We start from the raw sequence: 15,025 nt of genomic DNA, 5'->3' as shown, positions 1-15,025 counted from the left end.
CCGCTTCGAACCCCCTGAAACCCTACCTGCCCGTGCAACTTTTTTTCGCCCGCCTCGATGCTTCGATGATTCGCATCAGTGACCTATTGCCCGCGGCCCGATACGCACCCTACCCTCCGGGTCACGGCGAACGCTCACCGGTAAGATGCGCGGGAGTACGTCGAGCAGGGCTTCGACATTGCGTGTATCGAACGTGCCGGTAACAGGTAGGTCGGCCAGGCCTTGACCTTCCAACTCAATGACTGCGACGCGGTAGCGCTGGATCTGCGCCAGCGCTTGCGACAGCGGTGTGCGGGCAAACACCAGGCGCTGGCGTTGCCAAGCCGTGATACGCACCAAATCGGCAGTCGCCAGCGGTTGCAGTCGGCCCTGATTGACACTCACCTGCTGCCCCGGTGCCAGCCGCTGGTGTTGCGCCGGGTCGACGGTGGACTGCACCGCCAAGCTGCCGCGCAGTAAGGCCACCTCTACCGTGTCGACGCCACGCAGCACATTGAAGCGAGTGCCGAGCACGTTCACCTGGGCGGTACCGGCCTCGACCTGGAATGGCCGGAACACGGCCTTGCTGACCTCGAATAACGCCTGCCCCTGTTGTAACGTGATACGGCGCGAACGCAGGTGCCAGCTCACGCTCAACCGGGTGCCGCTGTCCATTTCGACCTGGCTGCCATCGGCCAGGGTTAGAAGCCGTCGCTCGCCCACGGCACTGGCGTACTGCTCGCTGTGATAGCTGGGGTCGAGCCAGGCCAGGCCTGCCCCAAGTAGCAGCACCAGCCCACCCGCCAGCAACGGTTTGCGCGTTTTGCGCGGCTTGGGCTCGGGCATTGGAAAACGCTCGCGCAGCGCTTCGCGGTGGCGCGCTAGGGCCTGTTCTTCGGCCGACGCAGGGAGCTTGGTTGGGGTATCACTGCTCATTGGCCTACCTGCTGACGGTCCAGATGCAGGCGGCAGGCAGCCAGGCCAAGTCGCAGGTGCTTTTCCACGGTTTTGATGGAAATCCCCATGCGCACGGCGACTTCGGCCTGAGGCAAATCGTGGATCTTGTGCATGACAAAGACCATCTGGCAGCGTTCGGGCAAGCGGCTGATGGCTTCAGAGAGCAATTCGAGCTCCCGTGCGGCCTCGTACTGCTGGAGGGGCGCCTGTGCGGGGCAAACGGCATCCAGTGGCTCGGGCATTTCAACGATCCAGGTCTGCCGCCGCCGCTCACTGCGGTAACTGCTCACAGCCTGGTCGTAGGAAATTTTACGCAGCAGCGCCAGAGGCAAACGCACCTGCTCTTTCTCGCGCTTTTCCAGCAATTTTACGCATACATCGTGCACCACCTCGCGGGCAAAGCCTCGGTCACCAAAGCGGCGACGGACGTGATCCACCAATTCATCGTAGTGACGAATCAAGGCGCAGAGCAGCGGTAGGTTGGAAGGGTCGAGGGACATGGCAGACCTGAGGCGAGCAGCGTGACCATGAATATAAATGAGAAAAATTTGCATTCATAGGGTCGCTGCGTAAGCTCAGGAAGGGTTTAGGCCCAGGGCCTTCAAACGTCGATACAGCGTACGTTCACTCATCCCAAGGTGGCGTGCCAATTCACTGCGTGGGCCCTGGAACTGTTCCAGCGCCTGCGCCAGTTCGCCCAAGTCGTTGCGACCTCGGTTTCTGGTGAAACCTGCCGCCTGGCCGTGACCCACCTCTTCTGGCAGGTGCTCGGGCCGGATCAACCCGTCGTCGGTGAACAGCTGCGCCCTCTCCAGGATGTTACGCAGCTCACGGATATTGCCCGGGAACGGGTGCAGCGCAAGTTGCTGCAAGGCAGCCTCAGTCAGGCTGGCAGCCGGCTTGCCGGCCATCCGCTGCAAGAGGCTCTGCGCCAGTAAGGGCAGGTCCTCGACCCTTTCGCGTAACGCGGGTAAGCGTATCGGGAAGCCACTGATGCGGTAATACAGGTCTTCACGGAATGTGCCGTCCGCGACCATTTGCTTCAGCGGCTTGTGTGTTGCTGAAACCAGGCGGAAATCGGAATGCACGGTACGCAGGCTACCGACCGGGCGGAAGCTACCGGACTCGATCAGGCGCAGCAGTTTGACCTGCATCGCCAGCGGCACTTCGCCGATTTCGTCGAGGAACAGCGTGCCACCATGGGCCGCTTCGGCAAGGCCGATCTTGCGCTGGTTGGCACCGGTAAAGGCGCCCTTCTCGTAGCCGAACAATTCACTCTCGAACAATGACTCGGTCAAGCCGGTACAGTCGACTACCACCAAGGGGCCGTTGGCCCTAGGGCTGCCCATATGGATTGCACGGGCGAACAGCTCTTTGCCAGTCCCCGATTCGCCCTGCAGCAGCACGGGTATCTGCGCAGGTGCCGCCCGTTGCAGGCTGGCCAGGGCTGCTTTGAACGCTGGGGCCCGGCCAACCAGCCCCTGCTGCTGCGGTTGCGCGGACGCAAGCGTGATGGTGGTCAGGCGCTCGACGAACGCAACGACCCTGCCCTGTTCATCGAGGATGGGCCGCAACTCTACATCCACATGTTCAGGCCCACGCGGGGTGTGATGGATATGCAGCACGCGCTCCGGCGCCTTGCTGTCCCAGGCCTTGCGCATCGGGCAATGTTCGCCGGCCTGGTCACAAGGCACGGCGTAGTGATGAGACACCCGATGGCACTTCTCACCCAGCGGCGCTACTGCGTCACGGCCGAACTGTCGGCGGTAGGCCGCATTGGCAGCGAGGATGTTGTAGTCGGTGTCCAAGACGATGGCAGGTAGCGCATCGTGTTCCAGGTAGGAAACCAGGGCTAGGATGATTGAATGGGTTTGAGGCATGAAAATGAAAACGACCGGTTGGATAACCTGGCCGAGGGTACCAAGTACTGCCAAACACTGCCATTGGCTGCCAGTCGACTGCCAAACGTAGCTGCCATTTTATCTGGCATGCGCCTGCCAATGCCGGATCGGCTGGCCTGCGTGGCTGGAAATTCCTGGCATGCATCTTGATAAACCTCCTGTCACTCCCTGCGCCTCTCAAAGGCGCCGTGGAACATTTGGAGAACGTAATGATCATTGGCAACAACCTTCACGTAGAAGCTTTCTTCGATGAGGCGACCTCGACCATCAGTTACCTGGTCATGGACGGCGAAACGCGCAAGTGTGCATTGATCGACAGCGTGTTGGATTACGACCCGAAGTCTGGGCGCACCTGTACCGCTTCGGCGGACCGGCTGATCGCCCGGGTCGCCGCGCTGGGCGCAGAGGTCCAGTGGGTGCTGGAAACCCATGTACACGCCGATCACCTTTCGGCCGGGGCGTACCTCAAGGAAAAGCTCGGCGGCCACACGGCCATTGGCGCGCACATCACCCAGGTGCAGAAAGTGTTCGGCACCTTGTTCAATGCCGAACCTGGCTTTGCGCGCGATGGCAGCCAGTTCGATGTGCTGCTCGAAGACGAGGAAGGGTTTCGTATCGGCAATTTGCATGCCCGGGCCTTGCACACCCCTGGGCATACCCCTGCGTGCATGAGCTACCTGATAGAGGATGCCGGAGAAAAGGTGCTGTTCGTTGGCGATACGCTGTTCATGCCTGATTACGGCACCGCCCGTTGCGATTTCCCCGGTGCCGACGCGCGTACCCTGTACCGGTCAATCCGCCGGCTGCTGGCGTTCCCCGACCACACTCAACTGTTCATGTGCCATGACTACCTGCCAGGCGGGCGTGCCATGCGCTACGTCACCACGGTGGCCGAACAACGCGCCAGCAATATCCACATCCATCAAGGCATCGACGAGGACAGCTTCGTCGCCATGCGCGAAGCCCGTGACAAGACCCTCGACATGCCCGTGCTGATCTTGCCGTCGGTGCAGGTCAACATGCGCAGCGGTCATTTTCCCGAGCCCGAGGCCAACGGTGTCAGCTACCTGAAGATCCCGCTGAACAAGCTTTGACCGCCCTGCCCGATAACCAGAATTTCAGGAAGTCCCCCATGCCTGCCTTGCAATCCCCTGCCAGTTCCAACCACCACAAGGTGGTCATCGTCGGTGCCGGTGCCGCGGGTATCGCCACCGCTGCCAGCCTCATCAGCCGCGACCCCTCGCTGGACATCGCGCTGATCGATCCCGCCGATGTGCACTACTACCAGCCTGGCTGGACCATGGTCGGCGCCGGTGTATTCACGGCACCGAGTACCGCTCGCACCATGGCCTCGACCATTCCACAGGGCGTACGCTGGGTCAAAGCGCGCGTTCAAGGCTTCGATCCACAGGGCCAGCGGGTCACGCTCGAGGATGGCCGTGCCATCAGTTATGAACAACTGGTGGTGTGCCCTGGACTCAAGCTCGACTGGGAGGCCATCGACGGCCTCAGCGATACCCTCGGGCGTAACGGCGTGACTTCCAACTACCGCTACGATCTTGCGCCCTACACCTGGCAACTGGTGCAAAACCTCAAGCAGGGTCGTGCCCTGTTTACCCAACCACCGATGCCGATCAAGTGCGCCGGTGCGCCTCAAAAGGCGCTGTACCTGTCTTGCGATCACTGGCTGCGGCACGGTCGGTTGGGTGATGTGAAGGCCAGCTTCTTCAATGCGGGCGCCGTATTGTTCGGTGTACCCGACTATGTGCCAGCGCTGATGGCTTATATCGACAAGTACGGTGTCGACCTCAACTACACACAACGCCTGGTGGCGGTGGATGGCCCCAACAAGCGTGCCACCTTCGTCCGTGCGCTGGCCGACGGCAGCAGCGAGACCCGCACCGAGGCCTTCGACATGCTGCACGTCGTGCCACCGCAGGTTGCCCCGGACTTCATCCGCAACAGCCCGTTGGCGGATGCTGCGGGCTGGGTCGATGTCGACCCACATACCCTGCGCCATCGGCAGTTCGCCAATGTCCATGCTCTGGGTGACGTTGCCAGCACCAGCAATGCCAAGACCGCCGCGGCGGCGCGCAAGCAGGCGCCTGTAGTGGCCAATAATGTGCTGGTGGCGCTGGGCAGGTTGCCGACCCTTGCACAGTACGATGGCTATGGGTCCTGCCCACTGACCGTCGAGCGGGGCAAGATCGTCCTGGCCGAGTTCACATATGGCGGCAAGGTTGCACCGAGTTTTCCGCGTTGGCTGCTCGATGGACGGCGACCAACACGCCTGGCCTGGTTGCTGAAGGCCCGGCTGCTGCCACCGCTGTACTGGCAAGGCATGCTCAAGGGGCGTGAGTGGCTGGCGCGGCCCCTGCCGTTGGCCGCCGAGGCCGCCCAGTGATCGAACATCAACTGCTCGGCGCCGGGCTCGGTGCAATCATCGGCGCAGTGCTGGCGCTGACGGGCGCTGGCGGAGGCATCCTTGCCGTACCCCTGCTGGTGTTTGGCCTCGGCCTTTCGATGGTGGAAGCCGCCCCCATTGGTTTGCTAGCCGTTGGGCTCGCCGCTGCCGTGGGCGCGGTGCTGGGCTTGCGCCAAGGGCTGGTGCGTTACCGTGCAGCGCTTTTCATCGCACTGATTGGCATTGCCGGCGCTCCGCTCGGCCTGATGCTGGCGCACCGCTTGCCCAATACGCCGTTGGCCTTGGTGTTCGCCGGGGTCCTGGTTTACGCCTGTGTACGCATCTGGCGCAAGGCGGCCAAAGAGCTGCGGGGTGAAACCAACGAGGCGCACCGCTACATCGAGCCCTGCGTACTCAACCCGTTGCAGGGGCGTTTGCGCTGGACGTTGCCTTGTGCGCGGGCGTTGGCCTTGACTGGCGCGCTGTCGGGGTTGTTGTCAGGGTTGCTGGGGGTGGGTGGCGGCTTCGTGATCATTCCGGCCTTGAACCGCTACACCAACCTGCGCATGAAGAGCATCGTCTCCACCTCCCTGGCGGTCATTGCGCTGGTGTCGACGGGGAGCGTGGTTAGCGCCAGCCTGGCTGGGGTAATGCACTGGCAGGTGGGCGCACCGTTCGCTATCGGCGCTGTGCTCGGCTTGTTGCTGGCCAGGCCACTGGCGGCGAAGCTGGCCGGGCCACGCTTGCAGCAGATGTTTGCAGTGGCCGGATGGCTGGCTGCCTTGCTGCTCGCGGCAAAGGCTCTACTCGGCTAACAGCTCGCCCTGTTCGGCGGCGCACAGCGCCAGCAGGTAGTCCCAGACCACCCGCAGGCGTACCGACTTGTGCAGTTCACGGCGCGTGCAGATCCAGTAGCTGCGCTGGATGGTTTCGCTGGGCAGTACGCGCACCAGCGTCGGGTCGTGGCGGGCCATATAGTTGGGCAGCACGGCGATGCCCAGGCCTGCCCGGGCCGCCGTTTGCTGGGCGATGACGCTGGTACTGCGGAAGGCCACGCTGGGTGAGCGGCAGAAGCTGTTAAGGAACAGCAACTCCTGGCTGAACAACAAGTCGTCGACGTAGCCAATCCAGCTGTGGCGGGCCAGGTCTTCACGGTGACGCAAAGGTGGCGCCCGGTCCAGGTACGCCTGGCTGGCATACAGCGCCAGGCGGTAGTCAGTGAGTTTGCGGGTGATCAGTAGGTCAGCGTTGGGCCGCTCGAGGTGAATACTGATTTCCGCTTCGCGGTTGAGAATGCTGACAAACCGCGGGACCGCCACCAACTCCACTTCAAGCCCGGGGTAACGCTCGAACAAGGCGTTCATGCGTGGGGTGAAGAACATGATGCCGATGCCTTCGGTTACCCCCAGGCGGATTTTGCCCAACGGGGTGATGGCCTGGTTGATTTCTTCCTGCGCCAGCAGTGCGACGTTCTCCATGGCTTCAGCATGCTTGAGTAGCGCCTGCCCGGAGGGGGACAGTTCGTAGCCTTGGGCATGTTGCACGAACAATGCAGTGCCCAGGCTTTTTTCAATGCTTTCGATATGCCGGGCGACGGTACTGTGGGTGGTGTTGAGGCGCTTGGCGGCGGTGAGGAGGCGGCCACTGCGCTGCAACTCGAGGAAAAACCGCAGATCATTCCAGTCGAACATGCATCCCTTTCCCTGTTGGCCGTTGTGCTAAAACGCACAACGGCTGCGCGAAATCTCGTGTTCCCTCAGCGAAATTAATCAATAAGATGGAAGGCGACAAGAATAATAATCAGGCGCGAGGTTGCACATGCCATCAGCCGATTCTGTCTTTGACTACGTGGTCGTAGGGGCCGGCCCCGCCGGATGCCTGCTGGCCAACCGTTTATCTGCCGACCCTTCCTGCCGCGTCCTGCTGCTCGAAGCGGGCGGCCGCGACAACTATCCCTGGATTCATATCCCTGTCGGCTACCTTTACTGCATCAACAACCCGCGCACCGATTGGTGTTTCAAGACCGAAGCGCAACCGGGGCTGGGCGGACGCAGCCTGGGTTATCCACGGGGCAAGGTGCTGGGTGGCTGTTCCTCGATCAACGGCATGATCTACATGCGTGGCCAGGCAGCCGACTATGACCGCTGGGCTGAACAGGGCAACGACGGCTGGGCCTGGAGCGATGTACTGCCATTGTTCAAGGCCAGCGAAAACCATTTTGCCGGAGCCAGCGAACACCATGGCGCCGGCGGTGAGTGGCGGGTCGAACGCCAGCGCTACAGTTGGCCGATCCTCGATGCGTTTCGCGATGCTGCCGAGCAGAGCGGCATCGGCAAGGTCGATGACTTCAACACGGGCGACAACCAGGGCTGTGGATACTTTCAAGTCAACCAGCGCAGCGGTGTGCGCTGGAACGCGTCCAAGGCGTTCCTGCGGCCCATCAAGGAACGCTCCAACCTCACCGTCCTGACTGACGTGCAGGTCGACCAGGTGTTGTTGAACAACACCCGAGCACGCGCTGTGAAAGCGCTGTGGCAAGGCGCCTGGCATGCGTTCGCTGCCCGGCGCGAGATCATCCTGTGCGCCGGTGCTGTGGGGTCTCCCGGCATCCTGCAGCGCTCTGGTATAGGCCCGCGCACGTTGCTGGAACGCTTGGGTATAGGCGTGCGCCACGATATGCCGGGTGTCGGCGGCAACCTGCAGGACCACCTGCAACTGCGCCTGATCTATCAAATCCGCAATGCCCGCACCCTCAACCAGATGGCCAACAGCCTGTGGGGCAAGATGGGCATGGGCCTGCGCTATCTCTACGACCGCAGCGGGCCGCTGGCCATGGCGCCGAGCCAGTTGGGTGCGTTCGTGCGCTCAAGCCCCGATCAGCCCACGGCCAACCTCCAGTACCATGTGCAGCCGCTGTCGCTGGAGCGCTTCGGCGAGCCACTGCACCGCTTCCCGGCGTTTACCGCTTCGGTGTGTAACTTGCGCCCGGCGAGCCGCGGGCGTATCGACATTCGCAGCGCGGACATGAGCAGTACCCCGCTGATCGACCCCAACTACCTCAGCGACCCGCAAGACCTGCGCGTGGCCGCCGACGCTATCCGCCTCACCCGGCGTATTGTCCAGGCCCCTGCCCTTGCCGCTTTCGACCCTGTGGAGTATTTGCCTGGCCCTGCCCTGCAAACCGAACAAGACCTGTTCGAGGCCGCCGGCAAGATCGGCACCACGATTTTCCACCCGGTGGGTACCTGTCGCATGGGTAATGGCCCATTGGACGTTGTGGATAACCAATTGCGCGTGCGCGGTATACCCGGCCTGCGCGTGGCAGATGCCTCGATCATGCCGCAGATCACCTCCGGCAATACCTGTTCCCCTACCCTGATGATCGCCGAGAAAGCGGCGCAACTGATCCTCAAAGGAGCTGCCACTCACACTTACCTGAACGAAGACGCGTTACCGACGCCCTGACCCGGGTGCGTGCAGTACCGGCAGCCTGCGGTCAGAGGCGGCCGACAGTGGAACAACAAAAATAATCACTGTGGCCTGCGGGCCGAGGACAGCAACGATGTCGGATTACATCCAAGAGCAGGGGGCGGCGGCGAGCAGCAACAGCCGTCGTGAAGAACGCAAGATCATTTTCGCGTCATCCCTCGGGACGGTTTTCGAGTGGTATGACTTTTTTCTTTATGGCGCGCTGGCTGCGGTCATCAGCAAGCAGTTCTTCGCGGGTGTCAACGACACCACTGCCTTCATCTTCGCCCTGATGGCCTTTGCTGCCGGCTTCCTGGTGCGACCCTTCGGTGCCTTGGTGTTCGGCCGGCTGGGTGACATGATCGGGCGCAAGTACACGTTCCTGATCACCATCGTGCTCATGGGCCTGTCCACCTTCGCCGTGGGCCTGCTGCCTACCTACGCCAGCATCGGTATCGCAGCGCCCATCATCCTGGTGGTGCTGCGCATGCTCCAAGGGCTGGCCCTGGGCGGCGAGTACGGCGGTGCGGCAACCTATGTGGCAGAACACGCACCGCCCGGCAAGCGCGGCTTCCATACAGGCTTCATCCAATCCACTGCTACCCTGGGCCTGCTGCTGTCGTTGCTGGTGGTGCTGGGCAGCCGTTACATCAGCGGCGATCAGTTCGAAACCTGGGGCTGGCGCTTGCCGTTCCTGCTGTCGATCGTGCTGTTGGGGATCTCAACCTGGATCCGCATGAGCATGCATGAATCGCCGGCCTTCGTGAAAATGAAGGCGCAGGGCAAGGTCAGCAAGTCGCCGATCCGTGAGTCGTTCACTTCCTGGCCCAACCTCAAGGTCGTGCTCACCGCCTTGTTCAGCATCAACGCCGGCCAGGCCGTGACCTTCTATACCGCGCAGTTCTACGTGCTGTTCTTCATGACCCAGATGCTCAAGATGGACCCGGCCCAGGCCAATACCCTGCTGATCATCAGCGTGGTGATCGGTGCGCCGTTCTTCGTGATTTTCGGCTGGTTGTCCGACCGCATCGGGCGCAAGCCGATCCTGATGGTTGGGCTGTTGCTGGCGACGGTGCTGTACTTCCCGCTGTTCAAGGCGCTCAGCCACTACGCCAACCCTCAGATCGATGCCGCCAGCCGCCAGGCGCCCATCGTGGTCACTGCTGATCCGCAAGGTTGCACCTTCCAGTTCGACCCCGTTGGCAAGGCCCGTTTCGACAGCCCGTGCGACAAGGTCAAGACGTTCCTGGTCAAGCAGGGCCTGCCCTATAGCTCGGTGGCGGTCACCGGCAGCCAGGTGGTGGTGAACATCGGTGACAAGACCATCAATGGCTTCGATGAAGCCGCCATGCGTACCGCGATCGAACAGGCAGGCTACCCGGCCAAGGCTGACCCGGCGCAGGTCAACCAGGTCATGGTAGTGGTGCTGATCGTGGCGATGATCCTTATCGCTACCATGACCTATGGCCCGTTGGCGGCGGTGATGGTCGAGCTGTTCCCCACCCGCATCCGTTACACCTCGATGTCGCTGCCCTACCACATCGGCAACGGTTGGTTCGGTGGGTTCCTGCCGACGGTGTCGTTCGCGTTGGTGGTGTACACCGGGGACATCTTCTATGGCCTGTGGTACCCCGTGCTGGTGACCGGCATCAGCCTGGTGGTGGGGATCTTCTGTCTGAAGGAAACCAAGGACGTGGATATCGACAAGGTGTGAGGCAAGGCACACGTATAAAAAAACCGGCTGTAAAAGCCGGTTTTTTTATGCCCTAAAAAAACTTATGCACGATTTTCGAAAAAACGTCATACACAGAAATAAATAGCTAATTCAGATACTTACCGCTGTTCCAAGCGCATTCATCCAAAAATTGCTAACAACTTATCCACAGATGCTCAGGCGATCTGCTCCTGCGGTTTTTCATCCACTGGCGGCAGCGAACCCAAGGCCCGTTGGGTCGCCTCATTCCAGGCGGCAGCACGATCATTGAGCTCGGCAATGGCCCGCGGACCGCTGCCGTTGGCGTACATCGGCTCACCAATCACTACCTCGATGGTGCCCGCGCGCTTACCCCAGCCGGTCTTGGGCCAGAACTTGCCAGCGTTGTGCGCGATCGGCAGCACCGGCAGGCCAGCGTTCACCGCCAGGGCAGTACCCCCGCGGGAAAACTTGCCCAGTGTGCCGAATGGCACACGGGTACCTTCGGGGAATATCAACACCCATACGCCCTGCTTGAGCAGCTCATCACCCTTGCTTGCCACCTGGCGCAAGGCTTCCTTGGGGTTGTCGCGGTTGATGGCGATCGGCCTGAGCATGGCCATCGCCCAGCCAAAGAAGGGCACGTACAGCAGTTCACGCTTGAGCACTTGGCTCAACGGCGAAAAATAGGCGGAAAGGAAGAAGGTTTCCCAGGTGCTCTGGTGGTTGGACAGAATCACACAGGGTGTTTTGGGCACGTTCTCGGCACCGGTCACCTTGTAGTGGATACCCAGGAATACCCGCGCCAGCAGCACGGCGAATCGGCACCAGTAGACGTTGATGAAGCGATAGCGTTTGTGGAAGGGCAAAAATGGCGCGATGAAAAAGCTCAGCGAGCACCACAGCAGAGAACTGGTGCCCAGTAGCAGGTAAAAAAGAAAGATTCTGATCGCCTGCAGGATCGACATAGTGGCATGTACCGTTGCGGGGCTTGCCCGCCTGAGAAAAATGCGCCCTTAGGCGCATCGTTTAAATTAGTTCTCTGGCGATAGCGGCCAGATCGTCGAAAATCAGTGTAGTTTCAGCGACGCCTTTTTCCAGGGTCCGCTCTCCCTTGCCGGTTTTGACCAACACGGGTTGTGCACCGACGGCCAGGGCGGCCTCAAGGTCACCTTTGCTGTCGCCAACGAACCACACGCCGCGCAGGTCGGCCTGGTAGTAGTCGGCAATTGCCCGCAGCATACCCGGCTTGGGCTTGCGGCACGCGCAGCCTTCATCCGGCCCGTGCGGGCAGTACACGATGTGGCCTACTTCGCCGCCCTGTTCGGCCACCAGCGCACGCAGGCGTGCATGCATGGCCTCCAGGGTTGCCAGCGAGTAGTAACCACGGGCAATGCCGGACTGGTTGGTGGCCACGGCCACCGTCCAGCCCGCCTTGCTCAACTGCGCGATGGCCTCGATCGAGCCGGGAATCGGGATCCATTCCTCCAGCGACTTGATGTAGGCGTCGGAGTCTTGGTTGATCACTCCGTCACGATCGAGAATCAGCAGTTTCAAGGCTTACCCCAGCAGCGAAATGTCGGCCACGCCCAGGAACAGACCGCGCAGGCGGCTGAGCAAGGCATAACGGTTGGCACGCACCTTGGCATCCTCGGCGTTGACCATCACCGCCTCGAAGAAGGCGTCGACCGGGTCACGCAAGGCAGCCAGGCGGGCCAGCGATTCGCTGTACTGGCGTGCGGCAGCCATCGGTTGCACAGCCTGGTCGGCCTGCTGGATGGCCGAGTACAGGGAGAACTCGTTGGCGTTGTCGAAGTACTTCGGTTCGACCTGCTCTGCGATAGCACCTTCAGCCTTGCCCAGCAGGTTCGACACGCGCTTGTTCACCGCGGCCAGGGCCTCGGCTTCTGGCAGCTTGCGGAAGGCCTGCACGGCCTGTACGCGCTGGTCGAAGTCCAGGGCGGAACCCGGCTTCAGGGCACGCACCGACAGATAGGTGGCAACGTCGATGCCCTCGTCTTCATAGCGCGCGCGCAGGCGGTCGAAGATGAACTCCAGCACCTGCTCCGCCAGGCCGGCAGCCTTGACCTTGGTACCGAACTGCTTGACCGCGAACTCGACCGCACCGGTCAGGTCCAGGTCCAGCTGCTTCTCGATCAGGATACGCAGCACGCCCAATGCAGCACGGCGCAGGGCGTACGGGTCTTTGCTTCCGGTGGGCAGCATGCCGATACCAAAGATGCCGACCAGGGTGTCGAGCTTGTCGGCGATGGCAACGGCAGCACCGGTCAGGGTCTGCGGCAGCTCGGCGCCAGCGCCGCGCGGCATGTACTGCTCGTTCAGTGCCAGGGCGACGTCTTCTGGCTCGCCATCGTTGAGCGCGTAGTAGTAACCGGCAACGCCCTGCATTTCAGGGAATTCGCCGACCATCTCGGTGGCCAGGTCGCATTTGGACAACAGGCCGGCACGGCCAGCACGCTGGGCGTCGCCGCCGATCAGCGGGGCAATGAAGGCGGCCAGTTTGGAAACGCGTTCGGCCTTGTCGTAGACGGTACCCAGCTGAGCCTGGAATACCACGTTCTTCAGGCGCTCGTTGAAGCTCGCCAGTGGCTGCTTCTTGTCCTGCTTGAAGAAGAACTCGGCGTCGGTCAGACGTGGGCGCACGACCTTTTCGTTACCCTGGACGATCTGCTTGGGGTCCCGGCTCTCGACGTTGGCCACGGTAATGAAGCGCGGCAGCAGCTTGCCTTCGCTGTCCAGCAGGCAGAAATACTTCTGGTTGTCCTGCATGGTGGTAATCAGGGCTTCCTGCGGCACGTCGAGGAAACGCTCCTCGAACGAGCACACCAGCGGCACAGGCCACTCGACCAGCGCGGTCACTTCGTCCAGCAGCGCTGGCGGCACGATCGCTGTGCCTTCCTGCTGCAGGGCCAGTTCGGCAGTGCGCTTGGCAATCAGCTCGCGGCGCTCGGCGAAGTCGGCCAGCACGTAGGCTTTGCGCAGGTCTTCGACGTAGTTGGCCGGGGTGGTGATGACCACATTTTCCGGGTGATGGAAACGGTGGCCACGGGACTCGCGGCCTGCCTTCTGCGAGAGGATGGTGCAGTCGACCACCTGGTCGCCGAGCAGCATCACCAGCCACTGGGTCGGGCGTACGAACTCTTCACGGCTGGCAGCCCAGCGCATGCGCTTGGGGATCGGCAGGTCGTTGAGCGAATCCTCGACGATGGTCGGCAGCAGGCTGGTGGTGGCTTTGCCCGGGATGTGCTGAGAGAAGCGCAGTTTGGCGCCGCTCTGGTCGATTTCGGACAGTTCGACCCCGCACTTCTTGGCGAAGCCCAGGGCCGCCTGGGTTGGCTGGCCTTCGGCGTTGAACGCCGCCTGCAGGGGCGGGCCATCGATGTTGATGCTGCGGTCAGGCTGCTGCACGTCGAGCTGGCGGATCAAAACGGCCAGGCGGCGTGGCGCGGCATAGACCTGTTTGCCCGCGTAGTTCAGGCCAGCGGCCTGCAGGCCTTTCTCGATACCGGCGAGGAAGGCTTCGCCGAGGCTGGCAAGGGCTTTGGGTGGCAGCTCTTCGGTGCCCAGTTCTACCAGAAAATCTTGAGCACTCATTGTGCAGCCTCCAGCTTCGCCAACACTTCGTCACGCAGTTCAGGGGTGGCCATCGGGAAGCCCAGGCGTGCGCGGGCTTGCAGATAGCTTTGCGCCACGTCCCGGGCCAGGGTGCGCACGCGCAGGATGTAGCGCTGGCGCTCGGTCACCGAGATGGCGCGGCGGGCGTCGAGCAGGTTGAAGGTGTGCGAAGCCTTCAGGACCATTTCGTAGGTGGGCAGCGGCAGGTCCAGCTTGATCAGGCGGTTGGCTTCGCTTTCGTAGAAGTCGAACAGTTCGAACAGCTTCTCGACGTTGGCGTGTTCGAAGTTGTAGGTCGACTGCTCCACCTCGTTCTGGTGGAACACATCGCCGTAGGTGACCTTGCCGAACGGGCCGTCGGCCCACACCAGGTCGTACACCGAGTCGACGCCCTGGATGTACATGGCCAGGCGCTCCAGGCCGTAGGTGATTTCACCGGTGACCGGGTAGCACTCGATACCGCCAACCTGCTGGAAGTAGGTGAACTGGGTCACTTCCATGCCGTTGAGCCAGATTTCCCAGCCCAGGCCCCAGGCGCCCAGGGTCGGCGACTCCCAGTTGTCTTCGACAAAACGGATATCGTGGACCAGTGGGTCGAGGCCGATGGCTTTCAGCGAGCCGAGGTACAGCTCCTGGAAGTTGGCAGGGTTGGGCTTGAGCACTACCTGGAACTGGTAGTAGTGCTGCAGGCGGTTGGGGTTTTCGCCATACCGCCCGTCGGCAGGGCGACGGCTAGGCTGCACGTAGGCGGCGTTCCAGGTTTCTGGGCCGACGGCGCGCAGGAATGTTGCGGTGTGGAAAGTGCCGGCGCCTACTTCCATATCGTAGGGCTGAAGCACCACACAACCTTGCTCGGCCCAGTAGTTCTGCAGGGCGAGGATCAGGTCTTGGAAGGTACGCACGGCTGGCGTAGGCTGGCTCACGAAATTCACCTGTATCTGGGGATGCGGATGTAAAGAGCGGGAGTATAACCTGATTCGCTTCGCC

At 61.9% G+C, this 15,025-nt stretch carries 13 protein-coding genes; 5 read left to right on the top strand and 8 right to left on the bottom strand.

Annotated elements, in window-relative coordinates; genetic code table 11:
- Positions 1 to 75 precede the first annotated feature (75 nt).
- The 3 genes from L6D80_RS19225 to L6D80_RS19215 all read right to left on the bottom strand — a co-directional run bounded on the left by L6D80_RS19225 (position 76) and on the right by L6D80_RS19215 (position 2,816).
- Positions 76 to 915, bottom strand: coding sequence for a FecR family protein (locus L6D80_RS19225; RefSeq protein WP_176514757.1), 840 nt, complete (start codon positions 913 to 915; stop codon positions 76 to 78).
- A complete protein-coding gene (locus L6D80_RS19220; protein ID WP_054902265.1) occupies positions 912 to 1,436 on the bottom strand; it encodes an RNA polymerase sigma factor in 525 nt (174 codons plus the stop codon). The genes L6D80_RS19225 and L6D80_RS19220 overlap by 4 nt, the downstream gene beginning before the upstream one ends.
- 75 nt (positions 1,437 to 1,511) lie before the next feature.
- A complete protein-coding gene (locus L6D80_RS19215; protein WP_176514755.1) occupies positions 1,512 to 2,816 on the bottom strand; it encodes a sigma-54 interaction domain-containing protein in 1,305 nt (434 codons plus the stop codon).
- 230 nt (positions 2,817 to 3,046) lie between these two features.
- On the opposite strand from L6D80_RS19215, the gene L6D80_RS19210 reads away from it, so the two are divergent.
- From L6D80_RS19210 to L6D80_RS19200, 3 genes are read left to right on the top strand one after another with little or no spacing between them, the layout of a single operon-like run.
- Complete coding sequence (locus tag L6D80_RS19210; protein WP_054902263.1) at positions 3,047 to 3,931, top strand: MBL fold metallo-hydrolase; 885 nt, start codon at positions 3,047 to 3,049, stop codon at positions 3,929 to 3,931.
- A gap of 38 nt (positions 3,932 to 3,969) precedes the next feature.
- Positions 3,970 to 5,241 carry an NAD(P)/FAD-dependent oxidoreductase gene (locus tag L6D80_RS19205; protein ID WP_176514753.1) on the top strand — a complete coding sequence of 424 codons (1,272 nt, stop codon included), beginning with the start codon at positions 3,970 to 3,972 and terminating at the stop codon, positions 5,239 to 5,241.
- Positions 5,238 to 6,056, top strand: coding sequence for a sulfite exporter TauE/SafE family protein (locus L6D80_RS19200; RefSeq protein WP_054902271.1), 819 nt, complete (start codon positions 5,238 to 5,240; stop codon positions 6,054 to 6,056). The genes L6D80_RS19205 and L6D80_RS19200 overlap by 4 nt, the downstream gene beginning before the upstream one ends.
- On the opposite strand, the gene L6D80_RS19195 is transcribed toward L6D80_RS19200, so the two are convergent.
- A complete protein-coding gene (locus L6D80_RS19195; RefSeq protein WP_176514751.1) occupies positions 6,045 to 6,932 on the bottom strand; it encodes a LysR family transcriptional regulator in 888 nt (295 codons plus the stop codon). The two genes, L6D80_RS19200 and L6D80_RS19195, sit on opposite strands and share 12 nt — an antisense overlap.
- A 127-nt stretch (positions 6,933 to 7,059) precedes the next feature.
- Between L6D80_RS19195 and L6D80_RS19190 the strand changes: the two genes are divergently transcribed.
- Together L6D80_RS19190 and L6D80_RS19185 are read left to right on the top strand one after the other, a co-directional pair.
- Complete coding sequence (locus L6D80_RS19190) at positions 7,060 to 8,706, top strand: GMC family oxidoreductase (protein ID WP_176514749.1); 1,647 nt, start codon at positions 7,060 to 7,062, stop codon at positions 8,704 to 8,706.
- Between the two features lie 97 nt (positions 8,707 to 8,803).
- Positions 8,804 to 10,423 carry an MFS transporter gene (locus L6D80_RS19185; protein ID WP_054902259.1) on the top strand — a complete coding sequence of 540 codons (1,620 nt, stop codon included), beginning with the start codon at positions 8,804 to 8,806 and terminating at the stop codon, positions 10,421 to 10,423.
- 176 nt (positions 10,424 to 10,599) lie between these two features.
- On the opposite strand, the gene L6D80_RS19180 is transcribed toward L6D80_RS19185, so the two are convergent.
- From L6D80_RS19180 to glyQ, 4 genes are all read right to left on the bottom strand, one after another.
- On the bottom strand, positions 10,600 to 11,370 hold the full coding sequence (locus L6D80_RS19180; protein ID WP_054902258.1) for a lysophospholipid acyltransferase family protein: 771 nt from the start codon (positions 11,368 to 11,370) through the stop codon (positions 10,600 to 10,602).
- Between the two features lie 61 nt (positions 11,371 to 11,431).
- The gene (gene gmhB / locus L6D80_RS19175; protein ID WP_054902257.1) at positions 11,432 to 11,959 is read right to left on the bottom strand and encodes a D-glycero-beta-D-manno-heptose 1,7-bisphosphate 7-phosphatase; all 528 of its coding nucleotides are present in this window, start codon (positions 11,957 to 11,959) and stop codon (positions 11,432 to 11,434) included.
- 3 nt (positions 11,960 to 11,962) lie between these two features.
- Positions 11,963 to 14,017 (bottom strand): glycine--tRNA ligase subunit beta, encoded by a 2,055-nt coding sequence (gene glyS, locus L6D80_RS19170; RefSeq protein WP_054902256.1) that lies wholly within the window; start codon positions 14,015 to 14,017, stop codon positions 11,963 to 11,965.
- Positions 14,014 to 14,961 (bottom strand): glycine--tRNA ligase subunit alpha, encoded by a 948-nt coding sequence (glyQ, locus tag L6D80_RS19165; RefSeq protein ID WP_025337182.1) that lies wholly within the window; start codon positions 14,959 to 14,961, stop codon positions 14,014 to 14,016. Before glyQ ends, glyS begins: the two co-directional genes overlap by 4 nt.
- Positions 14,962 to 15,025: the final 64 nt, after the last annotated feature.

It is taken from the genome of Pseudomonas ceruminis, from assembly GCF_021602025.1.
Classification (GTDB): Bacteria; Pseudomonadota; Gammaproteobacteria; order Pseudomonadales; family Pseudomonadaceae; genus Aquipseudomonas; species Aquipseudomonas ceruminis.
Note: the sequence above shows the minus strand (reverse complement) of the source record. Positions and strands in the feature narration are given on the sequence as shown.

Excerpts from the sequence above, each read along its gene's own strand:
- L6D80_RS19180 (WP_054902258.1), bottom strand. The coding sequence starts at position 11,370 with ATGTCGATCCTGCAGGCGATCAGAATCTTTCTTTTTTACCTGCTACTG.
- L6D80_RS19190 (WP_176514749.1), top strand. The coding sequence starts at position 7,060 with ATGCCATCAGCCGATTCTGTCTTTGACTACGTGGTCGTAGGGGCCGGC.
- L6D80_RS19195 (WP_176514751.1), bottom strand. The coding sequence starts at position 6,932 with ATGTTCGACTGGAATGATCTGCGGTTTTTCCTCGAGTTGCAGCGCAGT.
- L6D80_RS19215 (WP_176514755.1), bottom strand. The coding sequence starts at position 2,816 with ATGCCTCAAACCCATTCAATCATCCTAGCCCTGGTTTCCTACCTGGAA.
- L6D80_RS19205 (WP_176514753.1), top strand. The coding sequence starts at position 3,970 with ATGCCTGCCTTGCAATCCCCTGCCAGTTCCAACCACCACAAGGTGGTC.
- L6D80_RS19220 (WP_054902265.1), bottom strand. The coding sequence starts at position 1,436 with ATGTCCCTCGACCCTTCCAACCTACCGCTGCTCTGCGCCTTGATTCGT.
- L6D80_RS19185 (WP_054902259.1), top strand. The coding sequence starts at position 8,804 with ATGTCGGATTACATCCAAGAGCAGGGGGCGGCGGCGAGCAGCAACAGC.
- glyS (WP_054902256.1), bottom strand. The coding sequence starts at position 14,017 with ATGAGTGCTCAAGATTTTCTGGTAGAACTGGGCACCGAAGAGCTGCCA.
- L6D80_RS19225 (WP_176514757.1), bottom strand. The coding sequence starts at position 915 with ATGAGCAGTGATACCCCAACCAAGCTCCCTGCGTCGGCCGAAGAACAG.
- L6D80_RS19210 (WP_054902263.1), top strand. The coding sequence starts at position 3,047 with ATGATCATTGGCAACAACCTTCACGTAGAAGCTTTCTTCGATGAGGCG.